Source organism: Brevundimonas sp. BH3, assembly GCF_045345115.1.
In the GTDB taxonomy this organism is placed as follows: Bacteria; Pseudomonadota; Alphaproteobacteria; order Caulobacterales; family Caulobacteraceae; genus Brevundimonas.
On sequence record NZ_CP150796.1, the window covers coordinates 275,373 to 292,633 of the forward strand.

A 17,261-nucleotide genomic window follows, 5' to 3' on the forward strand; every position below is an offset into this window, starting at 1 on the left:
GCGAAAGGTTTGCAGCCCAAATAGGAGGTGACGGCACACTATGCCACCTCTCAAACGTCGCAAGTCACATGAACCATCTCAAGACCTTCATTCTTCTGGCCGCGATGACAGCCCTGTTCATGGGCATCGGCTTCATGATCGGCGGCACGGGGGGCATGGCCATCGCCTTTGTGGTGGCCGCAGGGATGAACCTGTTCAGCTACTGGAACGCCGACAAGATCGTGCTGAAAATGTATAAGGCCGAGGTGGTGGACGAGAGCCACCCCAATGCCGTGGTGCGGGCCTATGTGGCGGACGTAAAACAGATGGCGACCGATGCCGGTATGCCTCTGCCCAAGATCACCATCATCCCGAACAACCAGCCAAACGCCTTTGCGACGGGGCGTAATCCCGAGAATGCCGCCGTGGCGGCGACGACCGGCCTGCTTGACATGCTGAACCGCGCCGAGATCCGCGGCGTAATGGCGCACGAACTGGCCCACGTTAAAAACCGCGACACCCTGACCATGACGATCACGGCGACCATCGCCGGTGCCATTTCTATGCTGGCCAACTTTGCCATGTTCTTTGGCGGCAATGACCGCGAGCGTCCGGGCGGCATGATTGGCACGATTGCACTGATGTTGCTGGCCCCGATGGCGGCGGGTCTGGTGCAGATGGCCATCAGCCGCTCGCGTGAATACGAGGCCGACCGTGTGGGGGCCGAGATCGCCAATGACCCCGATGCCCTCGCCAGCGCCCTGCAAAAAATCGAGGCCTATGCGCGTGGCAATATGAACCCGCAGGCCGAGCGCAATCCGGCGACGGCCCATATGTTCATCATTAACCCGTTGAACGGCAAGGGTGCGGACAACCTGTTCTCGACCCACCCTGCGACCCATAACCGCGTCCGCGCACTTCTGGAACTGGGGGCCAGGATGGGCATGGGCCGTGGCCAGACCACGCCGGGGTTTGCCGCGACCAGTGTCCCGCAAACCTCGGTGCCCCAAACAGACAGCCGTCCGTTCACCAGTGTGCCGACCACGCCGCAGGACGCACCGAAAGGACCGTGGGGCTAGGTCTCATCCGTTTCTACACTTTGCGTGAGCGCGCTTAATCGGTTAGGGCGCGCACATGACCGATACGCCCGACACCCCCGAACACAACGAAGACCGTCCCGACTGGGCCAAGCCCAATGGCCCCCTGCGCTCGTTCGGGCGTATCAAGTCGCGCCCGATCAAGGCCAAACAGGCGGCTCTGTTCGACACCCTGATGCCCACGATCGCCGTGCCTGATCCCAAGAACGGTCCAATCGACATCAAGGCCTTGATGCCGGACGCCAAGGGGGCATGGCTGGAAATCGGCTTTGGCGGCGGCGAGCATCTGGCCCATCAGGCCGGACAAAACCCCGACATGCTGATGATCGGCTGCGAGCCTTTCCTCAATGGCGTGGCCTCTGCCCTGCGCCATATCGAGGAGGGCGAGCTGAAAAATGTACGCCTGCATGCCGATGATGCGCGTGCCGTTATGGCCGCCCTGCCGGATGCCTCGTTGGATCGCGTGATGATCCTGTTCCCCGATCCGTGGCACAAGGCGCGCCACAACAAGCGCCGCTTCCTGCAGGACGAAACCGCACAGGAAATCGTTCGCTTGCTCAAGCCGGACGGCATGGTGCGCTTTATCACCGACTGGTTCGACTATGCCGAATGGACACTGGAACGACTGGCCCGCACCGACGGGCTGGAGCGCATCGAAACCGAAGGCGAAGATTGGTTCGTGGCACCGGCGGATCACTTTGTGACCCGCTACGAGGAAAAGAAGCTGGGCGATACCGACCCGATCTTTATCCAGTTCCGCCGCACCTGATCTCTTTGATTTAAGCCCTGTTCTTGTCGTTTGCCGTTTCAGGGGCTGACAAGGGCAGGGCTTTGTTCTATATCGACCTCTACATCGTTAGACCGACGTCCAACGGCGTCGTTTCAGCGGCGGCCCGGACGGACCGTCGCTTTTGTTTTTTCGGAGGTACCGCGTGCGGGCCAAAACCGTAGAAGACCGCGCTCTTCTCGAAATGATTGATCCGGTGGCTGAAAGCCTGGGTCTGGCCGTCGTGCGTGTACGTCTGATGGGCGGCACCCTGCGTCGTCGTCTACAAATCATGGCCGAGCGCAAGTCCGATCACGACATTTCTGTCGAGGAATGCGCCCGCCTGTCGCGCGCCGTATCCGAAGTGTTCGATGCGGCGGACCCGATTGCTGGCGAATATCTGCTGGAAGTTTCCTCGCCGGGTATTGACCGTCCGTTGACCCGCCTGATGGATTTCGACCTGTTCGAAGGTTATGAGGCCCGTCTGGAAACCGACCGCATGGTCGAGGGGCGCAAGCGTTTCAAGGGTATTGTGGCCGGCGTCGAAGGCGACCACGTCGCCATTGACCTTGATGGTGAAGAAGACACCGCCCTGATCCCGTTTGAATGGCTGGCCGATGCCAAGCTGGTTCTGACCGACGAATTGCTCAAGCGTGGTGCCGCCCTGCGTGCTGCCCGCGGAGAGCCCGAAGATGACGGCCTGCCGGAAGGTGCGCCTGACAATAACAACCCTGACCTGTCCAAGGACGACGCCTGATGGCCGTGACCGGAATTTCCGCAAACCGTCTGGAACTGCTCTCGATCGCCGACGCTGTCGCGCGTGAAAAGAACATCGACCGCGAGATCGTGATCGACGCGATCGAGGAAGCGATCCAGAAAGGCGCCAAGTCGCGCTATGGCGCGCACCACGACATCCGCGCCAAGATCGACCACAAGACAGGCGAGCTGTCGCTGACCCGTCACACCACCATCGTGGCCGACGACTGGCAGCCTGAAGACGAACTCGAAGAGTTCAACGACAGCGCCATGGTGCGCCTGCGTGACGCCGCCAAGCGTGATCCGGAAGCCGTTGTCGGTAAGGAATACATCGAGGTTCTGCCGCCGTTCGAGTTTGGTCGCGTGCAGACCCAGATGGCCCGTCAGGTCGTGACCGGTAAGGTCCGCGAAGCCGAGCGTGCCAACCAGTACGAAGAGTTCAAGGACCGCGTCGGCGAGATCGTCAACGGTACCGTCAAGCGCGTCGAATACGGCAACACCATCGTCGATCTGGGCCGTGGCGAAGGCATCATGCGCCGCGACCAGTCGATTCCGCGTGAAGTCTTCAACGTCGGTGACCGCGTCCGCACCTACATCTACGACGTTCGCCCTGAGGCCAAGGGCCCGCAGGTCATGCTGTCGCGCGCCCATCCGGGCTTTATGGCCAAGCTGTTCTCGCAGGAAGTGCCGGAAGTCTATGACGGCGTGATCGAAATCCGCGCCGCTGCCCGCGACGCCGGCTCGCGCGCCAAGATGGCCGTGCTATCGAACGACAGCTCGATCGATCCGGTCGGCGCCTGCGTCGGTATGCGCGGCTCGCGCGTTCAGGCGGTTGTGGCCGAACTGCAAGGCGAGAAGATTGACATCATCCCGTGGGTTGATGACGAGCCGACCTTCATCGTGAACGCTCTGGCTCCGGCTGAAGTATCCAAGGTGGTTCTGGACGAAGACGCCGACCGCGTTGAAGTCGTGGTTCCGGACGATCAACTGTCGCTGGCCATCGGTCGTCGCGGCCAGAACGTGCGTCTGGCGTCGCAACTGACCGGCTGGCAGATCGACATCATCACCGAGTCTCAGGATTCCGAGCGTCGCCAGAAGGAATTCGCCGAACGTACCGGCCTGTTCCAGGAAGCGCTGGATGTTGACGAGACCATCGCCCAGCTGCTGGTGACCGAAGGCTTCGCGACCGTGGAAGACCTGGCCTATGTCGAGGCCTATGAAGTGGCCGAGATCGAAGGTTTCGACGAAGACACCGCCGAAGAACTGCAAACCCGCGCCCGTGAATTCCTCGAGCGTCAGGCCACTGAACTGGACAACAAGCGCAAGGCGCTGGGTGTCGAGGACGGCGTGCTTGTGATCGAGGGTATAACCCCGCAGATGGCTGTGGCCCTCGGCGAAGGCGGCGTGAAGACCATCGAGGATCTGGCCGATCTGGCCACCGACGAAATCCGCGGCGGTCACGAAATGCGCGGCGGCGAACGTGTGAAGATTGCCGGTGTTCTGGAAAGCTTCAACCTGTCTCAGGAAGCGGCCGAGCTGCTGATCCTGCGTGCCCGTGTTGCTGCGGGCTGGATCGATGCTTCGGAACTGCCGCAACCGGAACCGGAATACGAAAACATTGAAGGCGAAGACGCCTTCGAGGGTGAATTCGATGCCGCTGAAGGCGATATCGAAGAGGTCGCGCCGCAAGGTGATACCGACGAACCCCAAGACGCGTGATGAGGCCTGTAGCTGTCCATGACTATATCCGAGGTGCTGATCGATAGAGAGCGTCAGGATCTGGTGTCCCGCCAGATCCTCGATGAATCTCGTCTGATCCGCTTCGTTGCTGGTCCGGACAGCACGGTCTATCCCGATCTGGCGCGCAAACTGCCCGGTCGCGGCCTTTGGGTCGCGGCCGATCGCACCAGTATTGATGCGGCAGTCAAAAAAAATATGTTCGCGCGGGCGGCCAAGGCCCCGCTGAAACCGGCAGCAGAATTGTCGGATATGGTCGAAAACTTGCTGGTAAAGCGCTGTTTGGACCAATTAGGCCTTGCCCGGCGCGAAGGCGTGCTTATCTCTGGCTTTGAAAAATCGGCTGCTGCGATCCGCAGTGGCAAGGCTGCCTGGATGCTTGAAGCGTCCGATGGGTCAGCAGATGGCCGCAATAAGCTGATAGCACTGGCCAGACATGTGTCTCCGGCGCCGAAAATTTGCGGCGCGTTCACTGCAGACGATTTGAGTTTGGCCCTTGGGCTGGAAAATGCGATACACGCCGTCTTGCTGAAAGGCGGGCGGGCTGATCGTTGGACCCAAGAGGTCGAACGCTTGGCAGGATTTAGGGCTCTAAGCCCGCAAGATTGGCGCCGGGTCGAACCGGAAGACAGCGATGCGGGCGGTCGGGGAATGTCTCCGACAGACGAGGGCTGAGGGTTTTGGCGGGTGCGGGCCAGTTTCCGGTTACGGAGACGGGGCCGCATTCGTGTATGGGTATGAAGGACGAGGCGGGATTTTCCGCCCCAAGTAAAGCGACCGGATGAGCGACGAAAACGACAAAACCAACGACGGCAAGACCCCTGGCAATGCACCTTCGCAAGGCGGCGCACGCGCGCCTCTGACGCTGAAGCCGCGCGCAGCAGGCTCGGTCTCGACCGGAACGGTGAAGCAAAGCTTCAGCCATGGCCGATCGAAGACGGTTGTTGTCGAAACCAAGCGCCGCCCGGGTGCGGGTGGTGGCCACCAGCGCCCGCAAGGCTTTGATGTGGCCCGTCCGCGTCAGGACGGCAACGCACCGCGCAACAATGCGCCGCGTGGCCAGTCCAATGCCGGTGGCCTCTCCGCCGAGGAGATGGAAGCCCGCCGTCGCGCCATCGCGGCCGCTACGGCTGCAGCCGCCGATCGCGAACGCCAGAAGGCGGCTGCCGAAAAGGCTGCGCAGGAACAGGCCGCTGCTGCAGCGGCTGCTGCTGCAGCCGCCAAGGCCGCCGAAGCCGCTGCTGCGGCTGCCAAACCGGTAGAGGCACCCAAGCCGGTTGTCGAGGCTGCCAAGCCCGCCGCACCGGCCGTTCAGGCTCCCAAGCCGGTAGAAGCCGCCAAGCCTGCTGAAGCGCCCAAGGCTGTCGAGGCTCCCAAGCCCGCACCGAAGCCGCGCCCGCAGGTCAATTTCGGCCAGCGCACACCCAAGATCCCGACTGGTCGTGCACCGGCCCAGACAGCCCTTGGTGGCCGTTCGGCCCGTGAACAGGCCCAGGGTGGCAGCGAGCGTCCGCAAACGGAGCGCCCGCAGAATGAGCGCCCGCAGGGCAATCGTCCGCAAGGCAACCGCCCGCAAGGTCAACGCGGTGGCGAAGGTCGTGGCGAGGGCGGTGACCGTCCGAACCGTCCGGCCCAGACTGTCCGTTATTCGGCCCTCAATCCGCGTCCGGCTCCGGGTGCGGCCAAGGGTCCGCGCACGGGTCCGGGTGGTCGCCCCACCCCGAACCAGCCTCCGGCCACGCCGGAAGTTGCCCGTCCGGTTCGTACCGCCGGTGCAGGCTTCAGCCGTCCTGATCGCGATGGCGACAGCCGCGAGAAGCGTTTCGGCGAGAATGCTCCGGGCAAGGCCGTCAGCCGTACCCGTGGTGAACCCAAGCGCCGCGAAGGTCGCCTGACCATTCACTCGGTTGCCGGTGATGATGCCGGTGCCGAACGTATGCGCTCGCTGGCCTCGGTCCGCCGCGCCCGCGAACGTGAAAAAGAAAAGCGTAAGGGTTCGTCCACCGACGCCCCGAACCGTCCGCGCGAAGTCGTCATTCCTGACGTCATCACCGTGGGGGAACTGTCGAACCGTATGGCCGTCCGCGGCGTCGACATCATCAAATTCCTGATGCGTCAGGGCCTGATGATGAAGATCAACGACGTGATCGATTCCGATACCGCCGAACTGGTGGCCTCGGAATACGGCATGACCGTCAAACGCGTTTCGGATTCGGACGTTGAAGACGGCTTCCTGTCTGAAGCCGATGACAGCGATGCCACCGAAGCCCGTGCACCGGTCGTGGCCATTATGGGTCACGTCGATCACGGTAAAACCTCGCTGTTGGACGCTCTGCGTACGACCGACGTCGCCGCTGGCGAAGCCGGTGGCATTACCCAGCATATCGGCGCCTATCAGGTCCGTCTGGCCGATGGCCAGCGCATCACCTTCCTTGACACTCCGGGTCACGCCGCCTTCTCGGCCATGCGCGCTCGCGGTGCCAATGTGACGGATATTGTGGTTCTGGTTGTGGCCGCCGACGACGGTGTCATGCCGCAGACGGTCGAAGCTATCCAGCACGCCAAGGCTGCCGGTTCGCCGATCATCGTGGCGGTCAACAAGATCGACAAACCGGGTGCCGATGCACAGAAGGTCATCAACGAACTTCTGCAACACGAGATCGTGGCCGAGGCCTATGGCGGTGACACCATGGTGGTGGAACTGTCGGCCAAGGAACGCACCAACCTGAACGGTCTGACCGACGCGATTCTGCTTCAGGCCGAAGTGCTTGAACTGCGCGCCAACCCGGACCGTTCGGCTGAAGGCGTGGTCATCGAAGCCAAGCTCGACAAGGGCCGTGGTCCGGTGGCGACCGTGCTTATCAAGCGCGGCACGCTCAAGCGTTCGGACATTGTCGTAGCCGGTTCGGCTTGGGGTAAGGCCCGGGCCCTGCTCAACGAGCGTGGCGAACAACTGACCGAAGCCGGTCCGTCGGTACCGGTCGAGATTCTCGGTCTGTCCGAAGCGCCGACCCCGGGCGATGCCATTGCTGTGGTGGAATCCGAAGCCCGCGCCCGCGAACTGGTCGAATACCGCCAGCGCAGCAAGCGCGAGAAGAGCCAGATTTCGGGCGGCGCACTGTCGCTGGTCGATATGATGGCCAAGCTTGGCTCCAAGAAGATCAGCGAACTGCCGGTCCTCATCAAGTCGGACGTGCAGGGTACGGCTGAAGCCATCTCGGCTTCGCTGGACAAGATGGGCACCGACGAAGTGCGCGCGCGTATCGTTTCGGCGGCTGCGGGCGGTATCACCGAGAGCGACGTGAACCTGGCCAAGTCGGCCGGTGCACCGATCCTCGGCTTCAACGTCCGTGCTTCGAAACAGGCCCGCGAACTGGCGGATCGTGAAGGCGTCGAGATCCGTTACTACTCGATCATCTACGACCTGCTGGACGATATTAAGGGCGTTCTGTCGGGCATGCTGGCACCGATCCAGCGCGAAACCTTCCTCGGTAATGCCAAGGTTCTTCAGGCCTTCGACATCACCAAGATTGGCCGCGTGGCCGGTTGCCGCGTCACCGAAGGTGTGGTCCGCAAGGGCGCTCGCGTCCGTATCATCCGCGACGACGTGGTGGTTCTGGAACTGGGCGTGCTCAACACCCTCAAGCGCTTCAAGGACGAGGTCAACGAAGTCACTGCAGGTCAAGAGTGCGGCATGCAGTTCGCTGGCTTCCAGGACATCAAGGAAGGCGACTTCATCGAGTGCTTCACCGTGGAAGAGATCAAGCGCACCCTCGACTAGGGTTCGCCGGTCCCGTGCGGGAAATGAAACAGGGGCGTGGTGTCGAAAGGCACCACGCCCTTTTTCATGACTTCTCGCCACGCTTCATGGTGGTTAGGATCGAGACGGGGCTGCGTAACGATCTGCGGAAAGGCGCACATGCGTAAAGTGAACAAGGTGGCGGCCGTGCTGCTGTTAGGGGCTATGGCCACGGCAACGGCGGCTCAAGCCAGTGTGCGCTATCTGGCCTATGATGCCGATAACCGGATCACCCAGTCCCTGACGCGTGGCATTACTTTGGAAGTCGAACGGGGCATGTTCGGCGCGACCCGCGTCAAGGGTTTGTTCTCGACCAGCAGCCGTGGCTCGGCCCGCTTCGAGAGCGACAATCCATCGGGTTTGGGCAATGTCCTGCCTGCTGGAAACCGTCTCGGCAATGGTTATAAAATTCTGCCGGAAGGCGATGGTCGCGCACTGGCCAATGCCCTGTGCCCGGGATCACAGACCACATGGTTGGTGACGGGGCGTGTGCGCTCGGGTCATCCGCTGAAGGTGCAGGCTGTGGGACTTTGGCAGGATGGCCAATACCGCCACTGCGTCGAACTGAGCTATCGTTATCGCGGTGAGTGGGCCTCGCTCCCGACAACCCTGGGCGAGGGGCCTTCCGACCGCTAATCCGCACATGAGGGATGCAACCGGTGTGGCCAAACTGGACTTGGTCGCACAAGATGACTAGACCGCGCCCTTCGCGTTGGTCAGTCGGTGTCCGATCCCCGACGGCGCGAGACTGAAGGAGGCAGGTCACATGGCCCGCAAACAACACACCCGCAACGCCACCGGCCCGCAAGGCCCGAGCCAGCGCCAACTGCGCGCAGGCGAGCTGATCCGTCACGCTTTGGTTGATGTGCTGCGTGAAAACGAAATCCACGACGAGGCTCTGATGGGCGTGTCGCTGACGGTCACCGAGGTTCGGATGAGCCCGGACCTGCGTCACGCCACGGTCTTTGTCGAACCTCTGGGCGCGGGCGTCACCACGGCTGATACGAACGGTCTGGAAGAAGATGTTGAAAAGGCGCTGAACGAGCATTCGAAATTTGTGCGTGGCCTGCTGGGCCGTCGCATCGACATGAAATACACGCCCGAACTGCGTTTCTTGCACGACAAGAGCTTCAACGCCGCGCACATGATGGATAAGCTGTTTGCCGATCCGCGCATTCAGGCGGACCTTCAGGCCAAAGACGAACCGCAGGAAGATTGATGGCCCGCCGCAAGAAGGGCGATATCGTCAACGGCTGGGTGTGCCTCGACAAGCCCTATGAAATGGGCTCGACCGAGGCTGTGACCAAGGTGCGCCGCCTGTTCAACGCCCAGAAGGCCGGTCATGCCGGTACGCTGGACCCGTTGGCCAGCGGCATTCTTCCCATTGCCTTGGGCGAGGCCACCAAGACTGTGCCTTTTATGATGGAGGCGCAGAAGATTTATCGCTTCGTCATCCATTGGGGCATTTCGACAGACAGTATCGACCGTGAGGGTGCTGTCATCGGCCGCTCCGATGTGCGCCCGACGCCCGAGCAGGTAAAAGCCGCCTTGCCGCAGTTCGTCGGCGAGATCGATCAGGTCCCGCCAGCCTTTTCCGCGATCCGCGTGAATGGCGAACGTGCCTATGATCTGGCCCGCGAAGGCGTTGAAGTTGAACTACAATCGCGCCGCGTAAGCATTCATGAGGCGGCGGTTACCGACGTTCCCGACGAAGATCATATCGAAATCACCATGCGCACGGGCAAGGGCGTCTATGTCCGCTCGCTGGCGCGTGATCTTGCTGCGGTCCTCGGGGCCGAGGGGCATGTTTCGGTTCTGAGACGCGAGATGGTGGGACCGTTTTCTCTCGAGAACGCCGTCACACTGGATTTTCTCGTGGATTTGGCGCATAAGGGCCGCGCCTTTGAAGGCCTTCTGCCTGTCTCGACCGCTCTGGACGACATCCCGGACTTGGCCGTGACAGACCAGGAAGCCTTCTCTTTGAGGCAGGGACGTCCCATCGTTCTGCTTCCCGCACAGGTTGAGCAGCTTCACGACCGGTTTAAATCCGGTTCGGGGCAGGTCTCGGCTTTCGCAGGTGAAACGCTGGTGGCGCTCTGTAGCCTCAAGGCCGGTCGGCTAGAACCTGACCGTGTTTTTAACCTCCAATAACGGAGACTACGATGTCGATCACGGCTACCCGTAAAGCTGAAGTCATTGCTGAAAACGCTCGCTCGCAAGGCGACACCGGTTCGGCTGAAGTGCAAGTTGCAATCCTGTCGGTTCGCATCGCGAACCTGACCGAGCACTTCAAGACCCACAAAAAAGACAACCACTCGCGTCGCGGCCTTCTGAAGATGGTCTCGCAGCGTCGTCGTCTGCTCGACCACCTGAACAAGGTGGACAGCGCCCGTTACGTGGCGCTGATCACCAAGCTGGGCCTGCGTCGCTAAGGCGCCCCGGTTGCGGATCGGATGAAAATTCCACGAGGCGCGGGCGGTCACGTCCGCGCCTCGTTCCGCTCCTAGTATAGAGTTTCCCGGCGCTGTGGGACGATACAGCGCACCCGAAGCGAGAGCCGAGATCATGGCTCTTTTCACCATCCGGCGATGAAGGCATCACCGGATATACGGGGACCGAAGGACTGAACGACCTGAGGCTCCGCACACCCCCGACGGGAATACGCCCGCGGGAGACGAAAGAAGAAATATGTTCGATATCAAACGCAAGACGATCGAGTGGGCCGGCCGCCCGCTGACGCTGGAAACCGGTCGCATCGCCCGTCAGGCTGACGGCGCTGTGCTGGCCACCTACGGCGAGACCGTAGTTCTGGCCACCGTCGTCTATGGTCGTGCACCTAAGCCGGGAATGGATTTCTTCCCGCTGACCGTGAACTATCAGGAAAAGACCTTCGCTGCGGGCAAGATTCCGGGTGGCTACTTCAAGCGTGAAGGCCGTCCGACCGAAAAAGAAACCCTGGTTTCGCGCCTGATCGACCGTCCGATCCGTCCGCTGTTCGTCAAGGGCTTCAAGAACGAGACGCAAGTCATCGTCACCGTCCTACAGCATGATCTGGAAAACGATCCGGACATCCTGGGCATGGTCGCTGCTTCGGCGGCTCTGACCATCTCGGGCGTTCCGTTCATGGGCCCGATCGGTGCCGCCCGCGTCGGCATGATCGACGGCGAGCTGGTGCTGAACCCGTCCATCGAACAAACCGAAGCTTCGGATCTTGATCTCGTCGTGGCCGGTACTTCCGACGCCCTGATGATGGTGGAATCCGAAGCCAAGGAGCTGTCGGAAGACAAGATGCTCGAAGCCCTGATGTTCGCACATGCGGGCATGCAGCCGGTCATCGACGCCATCATCGACCTGGCCGAGCACGCTGCCAAGGAGCCGTTCGACTTCCAGGCCGAAGACCACTCGGACGTCGTCGCTTCGATCAAAGCTCTGGTGGGCGAAGACATCAAGGCGGCCTACGCCCATCCGGGCAAGTATGATCGTCGTTCGGGCGTTGACGCGGCCAAGAAGAAGGCCTCGGAAGCTCTGGTGAAAACCGAAGAGAACCCGGACGGCGTTGACTCGTCCAAATTCTCGGCGGCCTTCAAGGAATGTGAAGCCGACGTTCTGCGTCGCGACATCATCGAAAACGCGCACCGCGTTGACGGTCGTGCGCTCGACAAGGTCCGCGCCATCGTGTCGGAAGTTGGCGTCCTGCCGCGTACCCACGGTTCGGCCCTGTTCACCCGTGGTGAAACTCAGGCTCTGGTCGTTGCCACCCTCGGCACCGGCGAAGACGAGCAGTACATCGACAGCCTGACCGGCACCTACAAAGAAAACTTCCTGCTGCACTACAACTTCCCGCCGTACTCGGTTGGTGAAGCGGGCCGCATGGGCTCGCCGGGTCGTCGCGAAATCGGTCACGGCAAGCTGGCATGGCGTGCCATCCGCCCGATGCTGCCTGCGAAGGAAGACTTCCCGTACACCATCCGTCTGGTGTCGGAGATCACCGAGTCGAACGGCTCGTCCTCGATGGCAACCGTCTGCGGTTCGTCGCTGGCCCTGATGGACGCGGGCGTGCCGCTGATCCGTCCGGTGTCGGGTATCGCCATGGGTCTGATCCTGGAGCCGTCGGGCGAGTTCGCCATCCTGTCGGACATCCTGGGTGACGAAGATCACCTGGGTGACATGGACTTCAAGGTGGCCGGTACCTCGCAAGGCATCACCAGCCTTCAGATGGACATCAAGGTCGCCGGCATCACCAAGGAGATCATGCAGCAGGCTCTGACGCAGGCTTCGGCCGGTCGTCTGCACATCCTTGATGAAATGTCGAAGGCCATGGACGCGCCGCGTACCGAACTGGGCGAGTTCGCTCCGAAGATCGAGTCGATCAAGATCGCTGTCGACAAGATCCGCGAAGTGATCGGTTCGGGCGGCAAGGTCATCCGCGAGATCGTGGAAAAGACCGGTGCCAAGATCGACATCGCCGACGATGGCACGATCAAGATCGCTGCCAACGAGCAAGAAAAGATCGACGCCGCACGCGACTGGATCAACTCCATCGCTGCCGAGCCTGAACTGGGTGCCATCTATACCGGTAAGGTTGTGAAGGTTGTCGACTTCGGTGCGTTCGTGAACTTCTTCGGTGCCCGTGACGGTCTGGTTCACGTGTCGCAAATGGCTCTGGAACGCGTTGCCAATCCGGCGGACGTCGTATCCGAAGGCCAAGAGGTCAAGGTCAAGTTCCTTGGCTTCGACGATCGCGGCAAAACCAAGCTGTCGATGAAGGTTGTTGACCAAGCCACCGGCGAGGACATCACCGACAAGATCAATGCCGAACGTGCTGAACGTGGCGAAGCCCCGCTGTCGGAAGACACTGGCGGTCGTCCGAAGCGTGAAGGTGGCGACCGTGGCGGTCGTCGTCCGCGCCGCGACTAAGAGAGACATTTAGTCACTCAAAGAGAAACCCGCCGGACATTTTGTCCGGCGGGTTTTGCTTTGTGGTGCGACAGGAGTCACAACCCTATGTCGGGCGCTAAGTTCGCTCCGCAGGACTCACGACTTGAGTGCTTTTTAGAGGCTATGTTCGTGACGCAGCCGCTTACGATTTGAACACATTATAGCTAGTAAGAGGCTGGTGTTCGGGCTGGATTAGGCCGCGCATTCTGTGGGTTTGATTTCGGTCGGGCCATACATGTCGCAACTACGTTTGATCTCGTTCTCGATCATGGCGCAGGGGTTCTGCACATTGCAGGGCGGGCGCGTGGCGGGGGTGACGGCGAGGCAGCGCTGAACCAGATTATCGGCCTGCTGGCGACCCCGTTCATCCAGACAGGAGAGGGGCTGTTCCAAAGGTTGGCCCTCTGGCGACAGGCTGGGATTGGCCGGCTGGGCTGCCCTTGGCATCGCCTCTGAAGCCGCTGGGGCTGTTGTCGGTGGAGCAACAGAGGGAGGCGCGGGATCGGAGGGCGGGTTGGCCGGATTACAGGCCGCCAAGGGCACGACCAGTGCAGCGGCAAGCCACAACCTGCTTATCGGGTAAGCCATACAGTTTCCTCCTCATATCGTCTTAAAGAAGGTGCGGCGTATGGGGCCGGTTCCAAGAAAATAAATGCGGAGCCTGATACCAGACCCCGCATCCTGATTGATCAGGCTGCAGCCACAGCCGCTTTTTGCAGGGCGAACAGTTCGGCGCAGCCCTTTTCGGCCAGAGCGAACAATTGGTCGAACTCGCCACGCGAGAAGCCGCGCTTTTCGCCCGTGGCCTGAATTTCCACGATATTGCCATCGCCCGTCAGCACATAGTTGCTGTCGGCCTCGGCGGTGGAATCCTCGTCATAGTCGAGGTCCAGAACGGCTACGTCGTTATAGATACCGCAGGACACTGCTGCCACCTGATCGACGATCGGGTTTTCGCTGAGGACACCCTTGTCCACCAGACTCTTCACGGCGATGGCCAGCGCCACATAGGCACCGGTGATCGAGGCTGTGCGGGTGCCGCCATCGGCTTGAATGACGTCGCAGTCGATCACGATCTGGCGCTCGCCCAGTTTTTCCAGATCGACAACGGCGCGAAGCGAGCGACCGATCAGACGCTGGATTTCTTGCGTGCGGCCCGATTGCTTGCCGGCAGCGGCCTCACGGCGGCCACGGGTGTGGGTGGCGCGCGGTAGCATGCCATATTCGGCTGTCACCCAGCCCTTGCCGGAGTTACGCATCCAGCCGGGGACTTTTTCATCGACAGAGGCGGTGACCAGCACCTTGGTATGGCCAAAGCTGACCATGCACGAGCCTTCGGCATAGCGGGTGACGCCGGTTTCCAGCGTGACATGACGAAGTTGGTCGGGGGTACGCTCGGAAGGACGCATGGGGAGCCTCGAAGATTGCAGTTATAAGGGGGCAGCGCCTTGCGCGCCGGTCATGGCTGCTTATCCTGAATAAGAGAGGGCGCGTCCATGCTGCCCGTGCATTTTCACCTTCGGTTGCCTGCCCATGAGCCTGCTGTACCCGTCTGCGGGTCTTGCCACCCTAGATAGCCGCGCCCGCGATATTTTCCGTCGCGTGGTCGAAACCTATCTGGAAACGGGTGAGCCTGTCGGCTCGCACGCCATCCAGAGGGCGGGTGTGCAACTGTCCTCGGCCTCGATCCGCAACACGATGCAACAGTTGACGCTGGCGGGGCTTCTGGCGTCTCCGCATACGTCGGCGGGACGTGCCCCGACCCATGCGGGCCTTCGCTTGTTTGTCGATGGTCTATTGGAGGTCGGCGATATCGGTCAGGACGAGCGCCGCGAGATCGATGCGCGTCTGGCCGGTATGGGCCACAGCCACGGCACCAATGTCGAAGAGGCTCTGGAAACGGCGTCCTCGCTATTGTCGGGCCTTGCGGGCGGGGCAGGGATCGTCGCTTCGCCTGTGCGCGAGGCAGGCGTGCGCCATGTCGAGTTTGTCGCCTTGGGGGCCGAACAGGCTCTGGCCGTGCTTGTGGCCGATGACGGCACAGTTGAAAACCGTCTGATGCCGCTGAGTGCCGGTGTCACGCCCTCCACTTTGCAAGAAGCCTCCAACTTCCTGAACCATCGCCTCAAGGGGCGGCCCCTGGCCGATGCCCGACAAGAGATGCGTACCGAGGTGGATGCCGCGCGGCGTGACTTGGACGAGGCCGCCGCCCGTCTGGTGGAGCAGGGCCTTGCCGCATGGAGCGGCTCGGGAGAGCGTGACCGAAGCCTGATCGTGCGCGGTCGCGGCAATCTGTTGCAGGATGCCCGCGCTGCTGAGGATCTGGAACGGGTGCGCGTTCTGTTCGATGACCTCGAACAGAAGGAACAGTTGATCGGCCTTCTGGACGATGTCGGAGGGGCACAGGGTGTCCGCATCTATATCGGTGCCGAAACGCGACTATTTTCATTATCGGGTTCCGCTGTCATTGCGGCACCCTATATGTCGGGCAGACAGCGTGTTCTTGGCGCGATTGGCGTGATAGGACCCGCTCGGCTGAACTATGCCCGTGTCATTCCGCTGGTGGACTATACCGCCCGGGTGCTGGGCCGAATTCTGGACGGACAGGAAACGTGACGGATCATAACGAAGAGACCCGGGACCAACTCGAGCAGGACATCAACGAGGCCGCTGACGCCACCGAGATGGCCAATGACGAAGGTCTGGAAGTTGTCGATGCCCTGATTGCCGAGCGCGACCAGTGGCGCGACCGCGCCCTGCGTGCGACCGCAGAGGTCGAAAATACCAAGAAGCGCGCCGAAACCCAGGCCAATGATGCCCGCGCTTATGCGATCCAGCGCTTTGCCAAGGATCTGCTGGGCGTGGCGGACAACCTCGAACGCGCCCTTCAGGCTGCGCCCAAGGATGGCGATGCCGCGACCAATGGTCTGGTGACCGGTCTGGAACTGGTGCAAAAATCCTTGCTGACCGCGTTCGAGAACAACAATCTCGTGCGCGTCGCCCCCGAGGCCGGTGAGGCCTTTGACCCGCACTTCCATCAGGCCATGATGGAACAACCGTCAGACACGGTGCCGGGTGGCGCGATCATTATGACCTTGCAACCGGGCTATGCCCTGTTCGGTCGTACGGTGCGCGCTGCCATGGTGGTTGTGGCCGCTAAGGGCTCGGGCGCGGGTTATGCAGGCGGTGACAACCGCACCGGTGAAAACCTCGACGAAAAAGCCTGAGGCTTTCACGGCTGAATCAAAAGGCCCGCTGTCCTCAAGGATGGCGGGCCTTTTTATTGATCTAAAGCCAGCGCTTGAAGTGGTCGAACATCATTTGCTGGCCCGCTTCGGCGGCCTGTTTGCGATACATGGGGCGATAATCGGCATGAAAACCGTGCGGGGCCCCTTCAAACAGGGTGATGTGGCTGTGGGTCTGGCCTGCCTCGCCCAGAGCCGTATTCATGGCCGCAACCGTATCATTGGGAATACCGCTGTCCTGATTGCCATAGAGGCCGATGACGGGGGCTTTCAATTCGCCGACCAGATCGATTGGCCAGGGTTGACCCGCAATCTTTTGTTCCTCGGTCGCATTGGCGGCGGGGCTGAGCCGACCATACCAGGCCACACCGGCCTTGATTTGAGAAAAGCGGGCACAGGCCTGCCACACCACCTTGCCGCCCCAGCAAAAGCCGGTAATGCCGATACGGCCCTTATCGGCAAAGTATTGGGAACCCCACCAGTCCAGACTGGCCTGAATATCACCCATGACCTGTTCGTACCGGGCCTGTGCGACAATGGCCATGACAGACTGTATGTCTGCCAGTGGGGCAGGATCGCCCGCCCGCACGAAAAAAGCGGGTGCAATCGCCACATAACCGGCATGGGCCAGTCTGCGGCAGGTGTCGCGGATATATTCGTGAATGCCGAAAATCTCCGACACCACAATGACAACAGGATAGGGACCATCGCCAACCGGACGTGCCACATAGGCGGGAAGCGCAAATCCGTCTGCCGCCGGATAAGAGACCTCCGAGGTCACCAAGCCATCGGACGAGGTATGGACAGGATGGGCCTCCTGTCCCAATGCGGCGGGGGCATAGGCAGCAAAACTGGCCCCTGCGGCGGCCAATAGACCTAGACTGCGGCGGCTGGGCCGGATCTGGTCGAGGTTTAAACCCTCGGGACCGGTGATGATGGTCATG

The 17,261-nt window shown here is 61.5% G+C and carries 16 protein-coding genes; 13 read left to right on the top strand and 3 right to left on the bottom strand.

Translation table 11 applies throughout. The features are described 5' to 3' along the window. Positions 1–68 precede the first annotated feature (68 nt). From htpX to pnp, 11 genes are all read left to right on the top strand, one after another. Positions 69–1,058, top strand: a complete 990-nt coding sequence (htpX, locus tag WEU32_RS01310; protein ID WP_312134466.1) for a zinc metalloprotease HtpX — start codon at positions 69–71, stop codon at positions 1,056–1,058. A 55-nt stretch (positions 1,059–1,113) separates the two neighbouring features. Continuing rightward, on the top strand, positions 1,114–1,845 hold the full coding sequence (gene trmB, locus WEU32_RS01315) for a tRNA (guanosine(46)-N7)-methyltransferase TrmB (protein ID WP_406852609.1): 732 nt from the start codon (positions 1,114–1,116) through the stop codon (positions 1,843–1,845). 163 nt (positions 1,846–2,008) lie between these two features. After that, positions 2,009–2,599: a ribosome maturation factor RimP gene (gene rimP, locus WEU32_RS01320; RefSeq protein ID WP_312814943.1), complete on the top strand. Its 591-nt coding sequence runs from the start codon at positions 2,009–2,011 to the stop codon at positions 2,597–2,599. Beyond that, on the top strand, positions 2,599–4,317 hold the full coding sequence (nusA, locus tag WEU32_RS01325) for a transcription termination factor NusA (protein WP_406852610.1): 1,719 nt from the start codon (positions 2,599–2,601) through the stop codon (positions 4,315–4,317). The genes rimP and nusA overlap by 1 nt, the downstream gene beginning before the upstream one ends. 18 nt (positions 4,318–4,335) lie before the next feature. Beyond that, positions 4,336–5,010: an RNA-binding protein gene (locus WEU32_RS01330; RefSeq protein WP_406852611.1), complete on the top strand. Its 675-nt coding sequence runs from the start codon at positions 4,336–4,338 to the stop codon at positions 5,008–5,010. Between the two features lie 106 nt (positions 5,011–5,116). After that, complete coding sequence (gene infB / locus WEU32_RS01335) at positions 5,117–8,116, top strand: translation initiation factor IF-2 (RefSeq protein ID WP_406852612.1); 3,000 nt, start codon at positions 5,117–5,119, stop codon at positions 8,114–8,116. Between the two features lie 138 nt (positions 8,117–8,254). Then, the gene (locus WEU32_RS01340; RefSeq protein WP_406852613.1) at positions 8,255–8,770 is read left to right on the top strand and encodes a hypothetical protein; all 516 of its coding nucleotides are present in this window, start codon (positions 8,255–8,257) and stop codon (positions 8,768–8,770) included. 130 nt (positions 8,771–8,900) lie between these two features. Beyond that, entirely contained in the window at positions 8,901–9,353 is a 453-nt protein-coding gene (gene rbfA, locus WEU32_RS01345) for a 30S ribosome-binding factor RbfA (protein ID WP_406852614.1), read from the top strand. Continuing rightward, a complete protein-coding gene (truB, locus tag WEU32_RS01350; protein ID WP_406852615.1) occupies positions 9,353–10,285 on the top strand; it encodes a tRNA pseudouridine(55) synthase TruB in 933 nt (310 codons plus the stop codon). Before rbfA ends, truB begins: the two co-directional genes overlap by 1 nt. A gap of 11 nt (positions 10,286–10,296) precedes the next feature. Continuing rightward, positions 10,297–10,566, top strand: a complete 270-nt coding sequence (rpsO, locus tag WEU32_RS01355) for a 30S ribosomal protein S15 (protein ID WP_167175369.1) — start codon at positions 10,297–10,299, stop codon at positions 10,564–10,566. 256 nt (positions 10,567–10,822) lie between these two features. Next, entirely contained in the window at positions 10,823–13,051 is a 2,229-nt protein-coding gene (gene pnp / locus WEU32_RS01360; RefSeq protein ID WP_312134484.1) for a polyribonucleotide nucleotidyltransferase, read from the top strand. Positions 13,052–13,264: 213 nt separating this feature from the next. Here pnp and WEU32_RS01365 read toward each other — a convergent pair whose 3' ends face one another. Together WEU32_RS01365 and rph are read right to left on the bottom strand one after the other, a co-directional pair. Further along, on the bottom strand, positions 13,265–13,660 hold the full coding sequence (locus WEU32_RS01365; RefSeq protein ID WP_406852616.1) for a hypothetical protein: 396 nt from the start codon (positions 13,658–13,660) through the stop codon (positions 13,265–13,267). Positions 13,661–13,761: 101 nt separating this feature from the next. Beyond that, positions 13,762–14,481, bottom strand: coding sequence for a ribonuclease PH (gene rph, locus WEU32_RS01370; RefSeq protein ID WP_406852617.1), 720 nt, complete (start codon positions 14,479–14,481; stop codon positions 13,762–13,764). A 124-nt stretch (positions 14,482–14,605) separates the two neighbouring features. Between rph and hrcA the strand changes: the two genes are divergently transcribed. Together hrcA and grpE are read left to right on the top strand one after the other, a co-directional pair. Next, a complete protein-coding gene (hrcA, locus tag WEU32_RS01375) occupies positions 14,606–15,688 on the top strand; it encodes a heat-inducible transcriptional repressor HrcA (protein ID WP_312134490.1) in 1,083 nt (360 codons plus the stop codon). After that, entirely contained in the window at positions 15,685–16,299 is a 615-nt protein-coding gene (gene grpE, locus WEU32_RS01380; protein WP_406852618.1) for a nucleotide exchange factor GrpE, read from the top strand. The genes hrcA and grpE overlap by 4 nt, the downstream gene beginning before the upstream one ends. A 61-nt stretch (positions 16,300–16,360) precedes the next feature. Here grpE and WEU32_RS01385 read toward each other — a convergent pair whose 3' ends face one another. Continuing rightward, entirely contained in the window at positions 16,361–17,260 is a 900-nt protein-coding gene (locus tag WEU32_RS01385; protein ID WP_406852619.1) for a dienelactone hydrolase family protein, read from the bottom strand. Position 17,261 lies beyond the last annotated feature (1 nt).

Coding starts and splice junctions, on each gene's coding strand:
- rph (WP_406852617.1), bottom strand. CDS start 14,481: ATGCGTCCTTCCGAGCGTACCCCCGACCAACTTCGTCATGTCACGCTG.
- htpX (WP_312134466.1), top strand. CDS start 69: ATGAACCATCTCAAGACCTTCATTCTTCTGGCCGCGATGACAGCCCTG.
- WEU32_RS01365 (WP_406852616.1), bottom strand. CDS start 13,660: ATGGCTTACCCGATAAGCAGGTTGTGGCTTGCCGCTGCACTGGTCGTG.
- WEU32_RS01385 (WP_406852619.1), bottom strand. CDS start 17,260: ATGACCATCATCACCGGTCCCGAGGGTTTAAACCTCGACCAGATCCGG.
- WEU32_RS01340 (WP_406852613.1), top strand. CDS start 8,255: ATGCGTAAAGTGAACAAGGTGGCGGCCGTGCTGCTGTTAGGGGCTATG.
- nusA (WP_406852610.1), top strand. CDS start 2,599: ATGGCCGTGACCGGAATTTCCGCAAACCGTCTGGAACTGCTCTCGATC.
- hrcA (WP_312134490.1), top strand. CDS start 14,606: ATGAGCCTGCTGTACCCGTCTGCGGGTCTTGCCACCCTAGATAGCCGC.
- trmB (WP_406852609.1), top strand. CDS start 1,114: ATGACCGATACGCCCGACACCCCCGAACACAACGAAGACCGTCCCGAC.
- infB (WP_406852612.1), top strand. CDS start 5,117: ATGAGCGACGAAAACGACAAAACCAACGACGGCAAGACCCCTGGCAAT.
- rpsO (WP_167175369.1), top strand. CDS start 10,297: ATGTCGATCACGGCTACCCGTAAAGCTGAAGTCATTGCTGAAAACGCT.
- rbfA (WP_406852614.1), top strand. CDS start 8,901: ATGGCCCGCAAACAACACACCCGCAACGCCACCGGCCCGCAAGGCCCG.
- truB (WP_406852615.1), top strand. CDS start 9,353: ATGGCCCGCCGCAAGAAGGGCGATATCGTCAACGGCTGGGTGTGCCTC.
- pnp (WP_312134484.1), top strand. CDS start 10,823: ATGTTCGATATCAAACGCAAGACGATCGAGTGGGCCGGCCGCCCGCTG.
- WEU32_RS01330 (WP_406852611.1), top strand. CDS start 4,336: ATGACTATATCCGAGGTGCTGATCGATAGAGAGCGTCAGGATCTGGTG.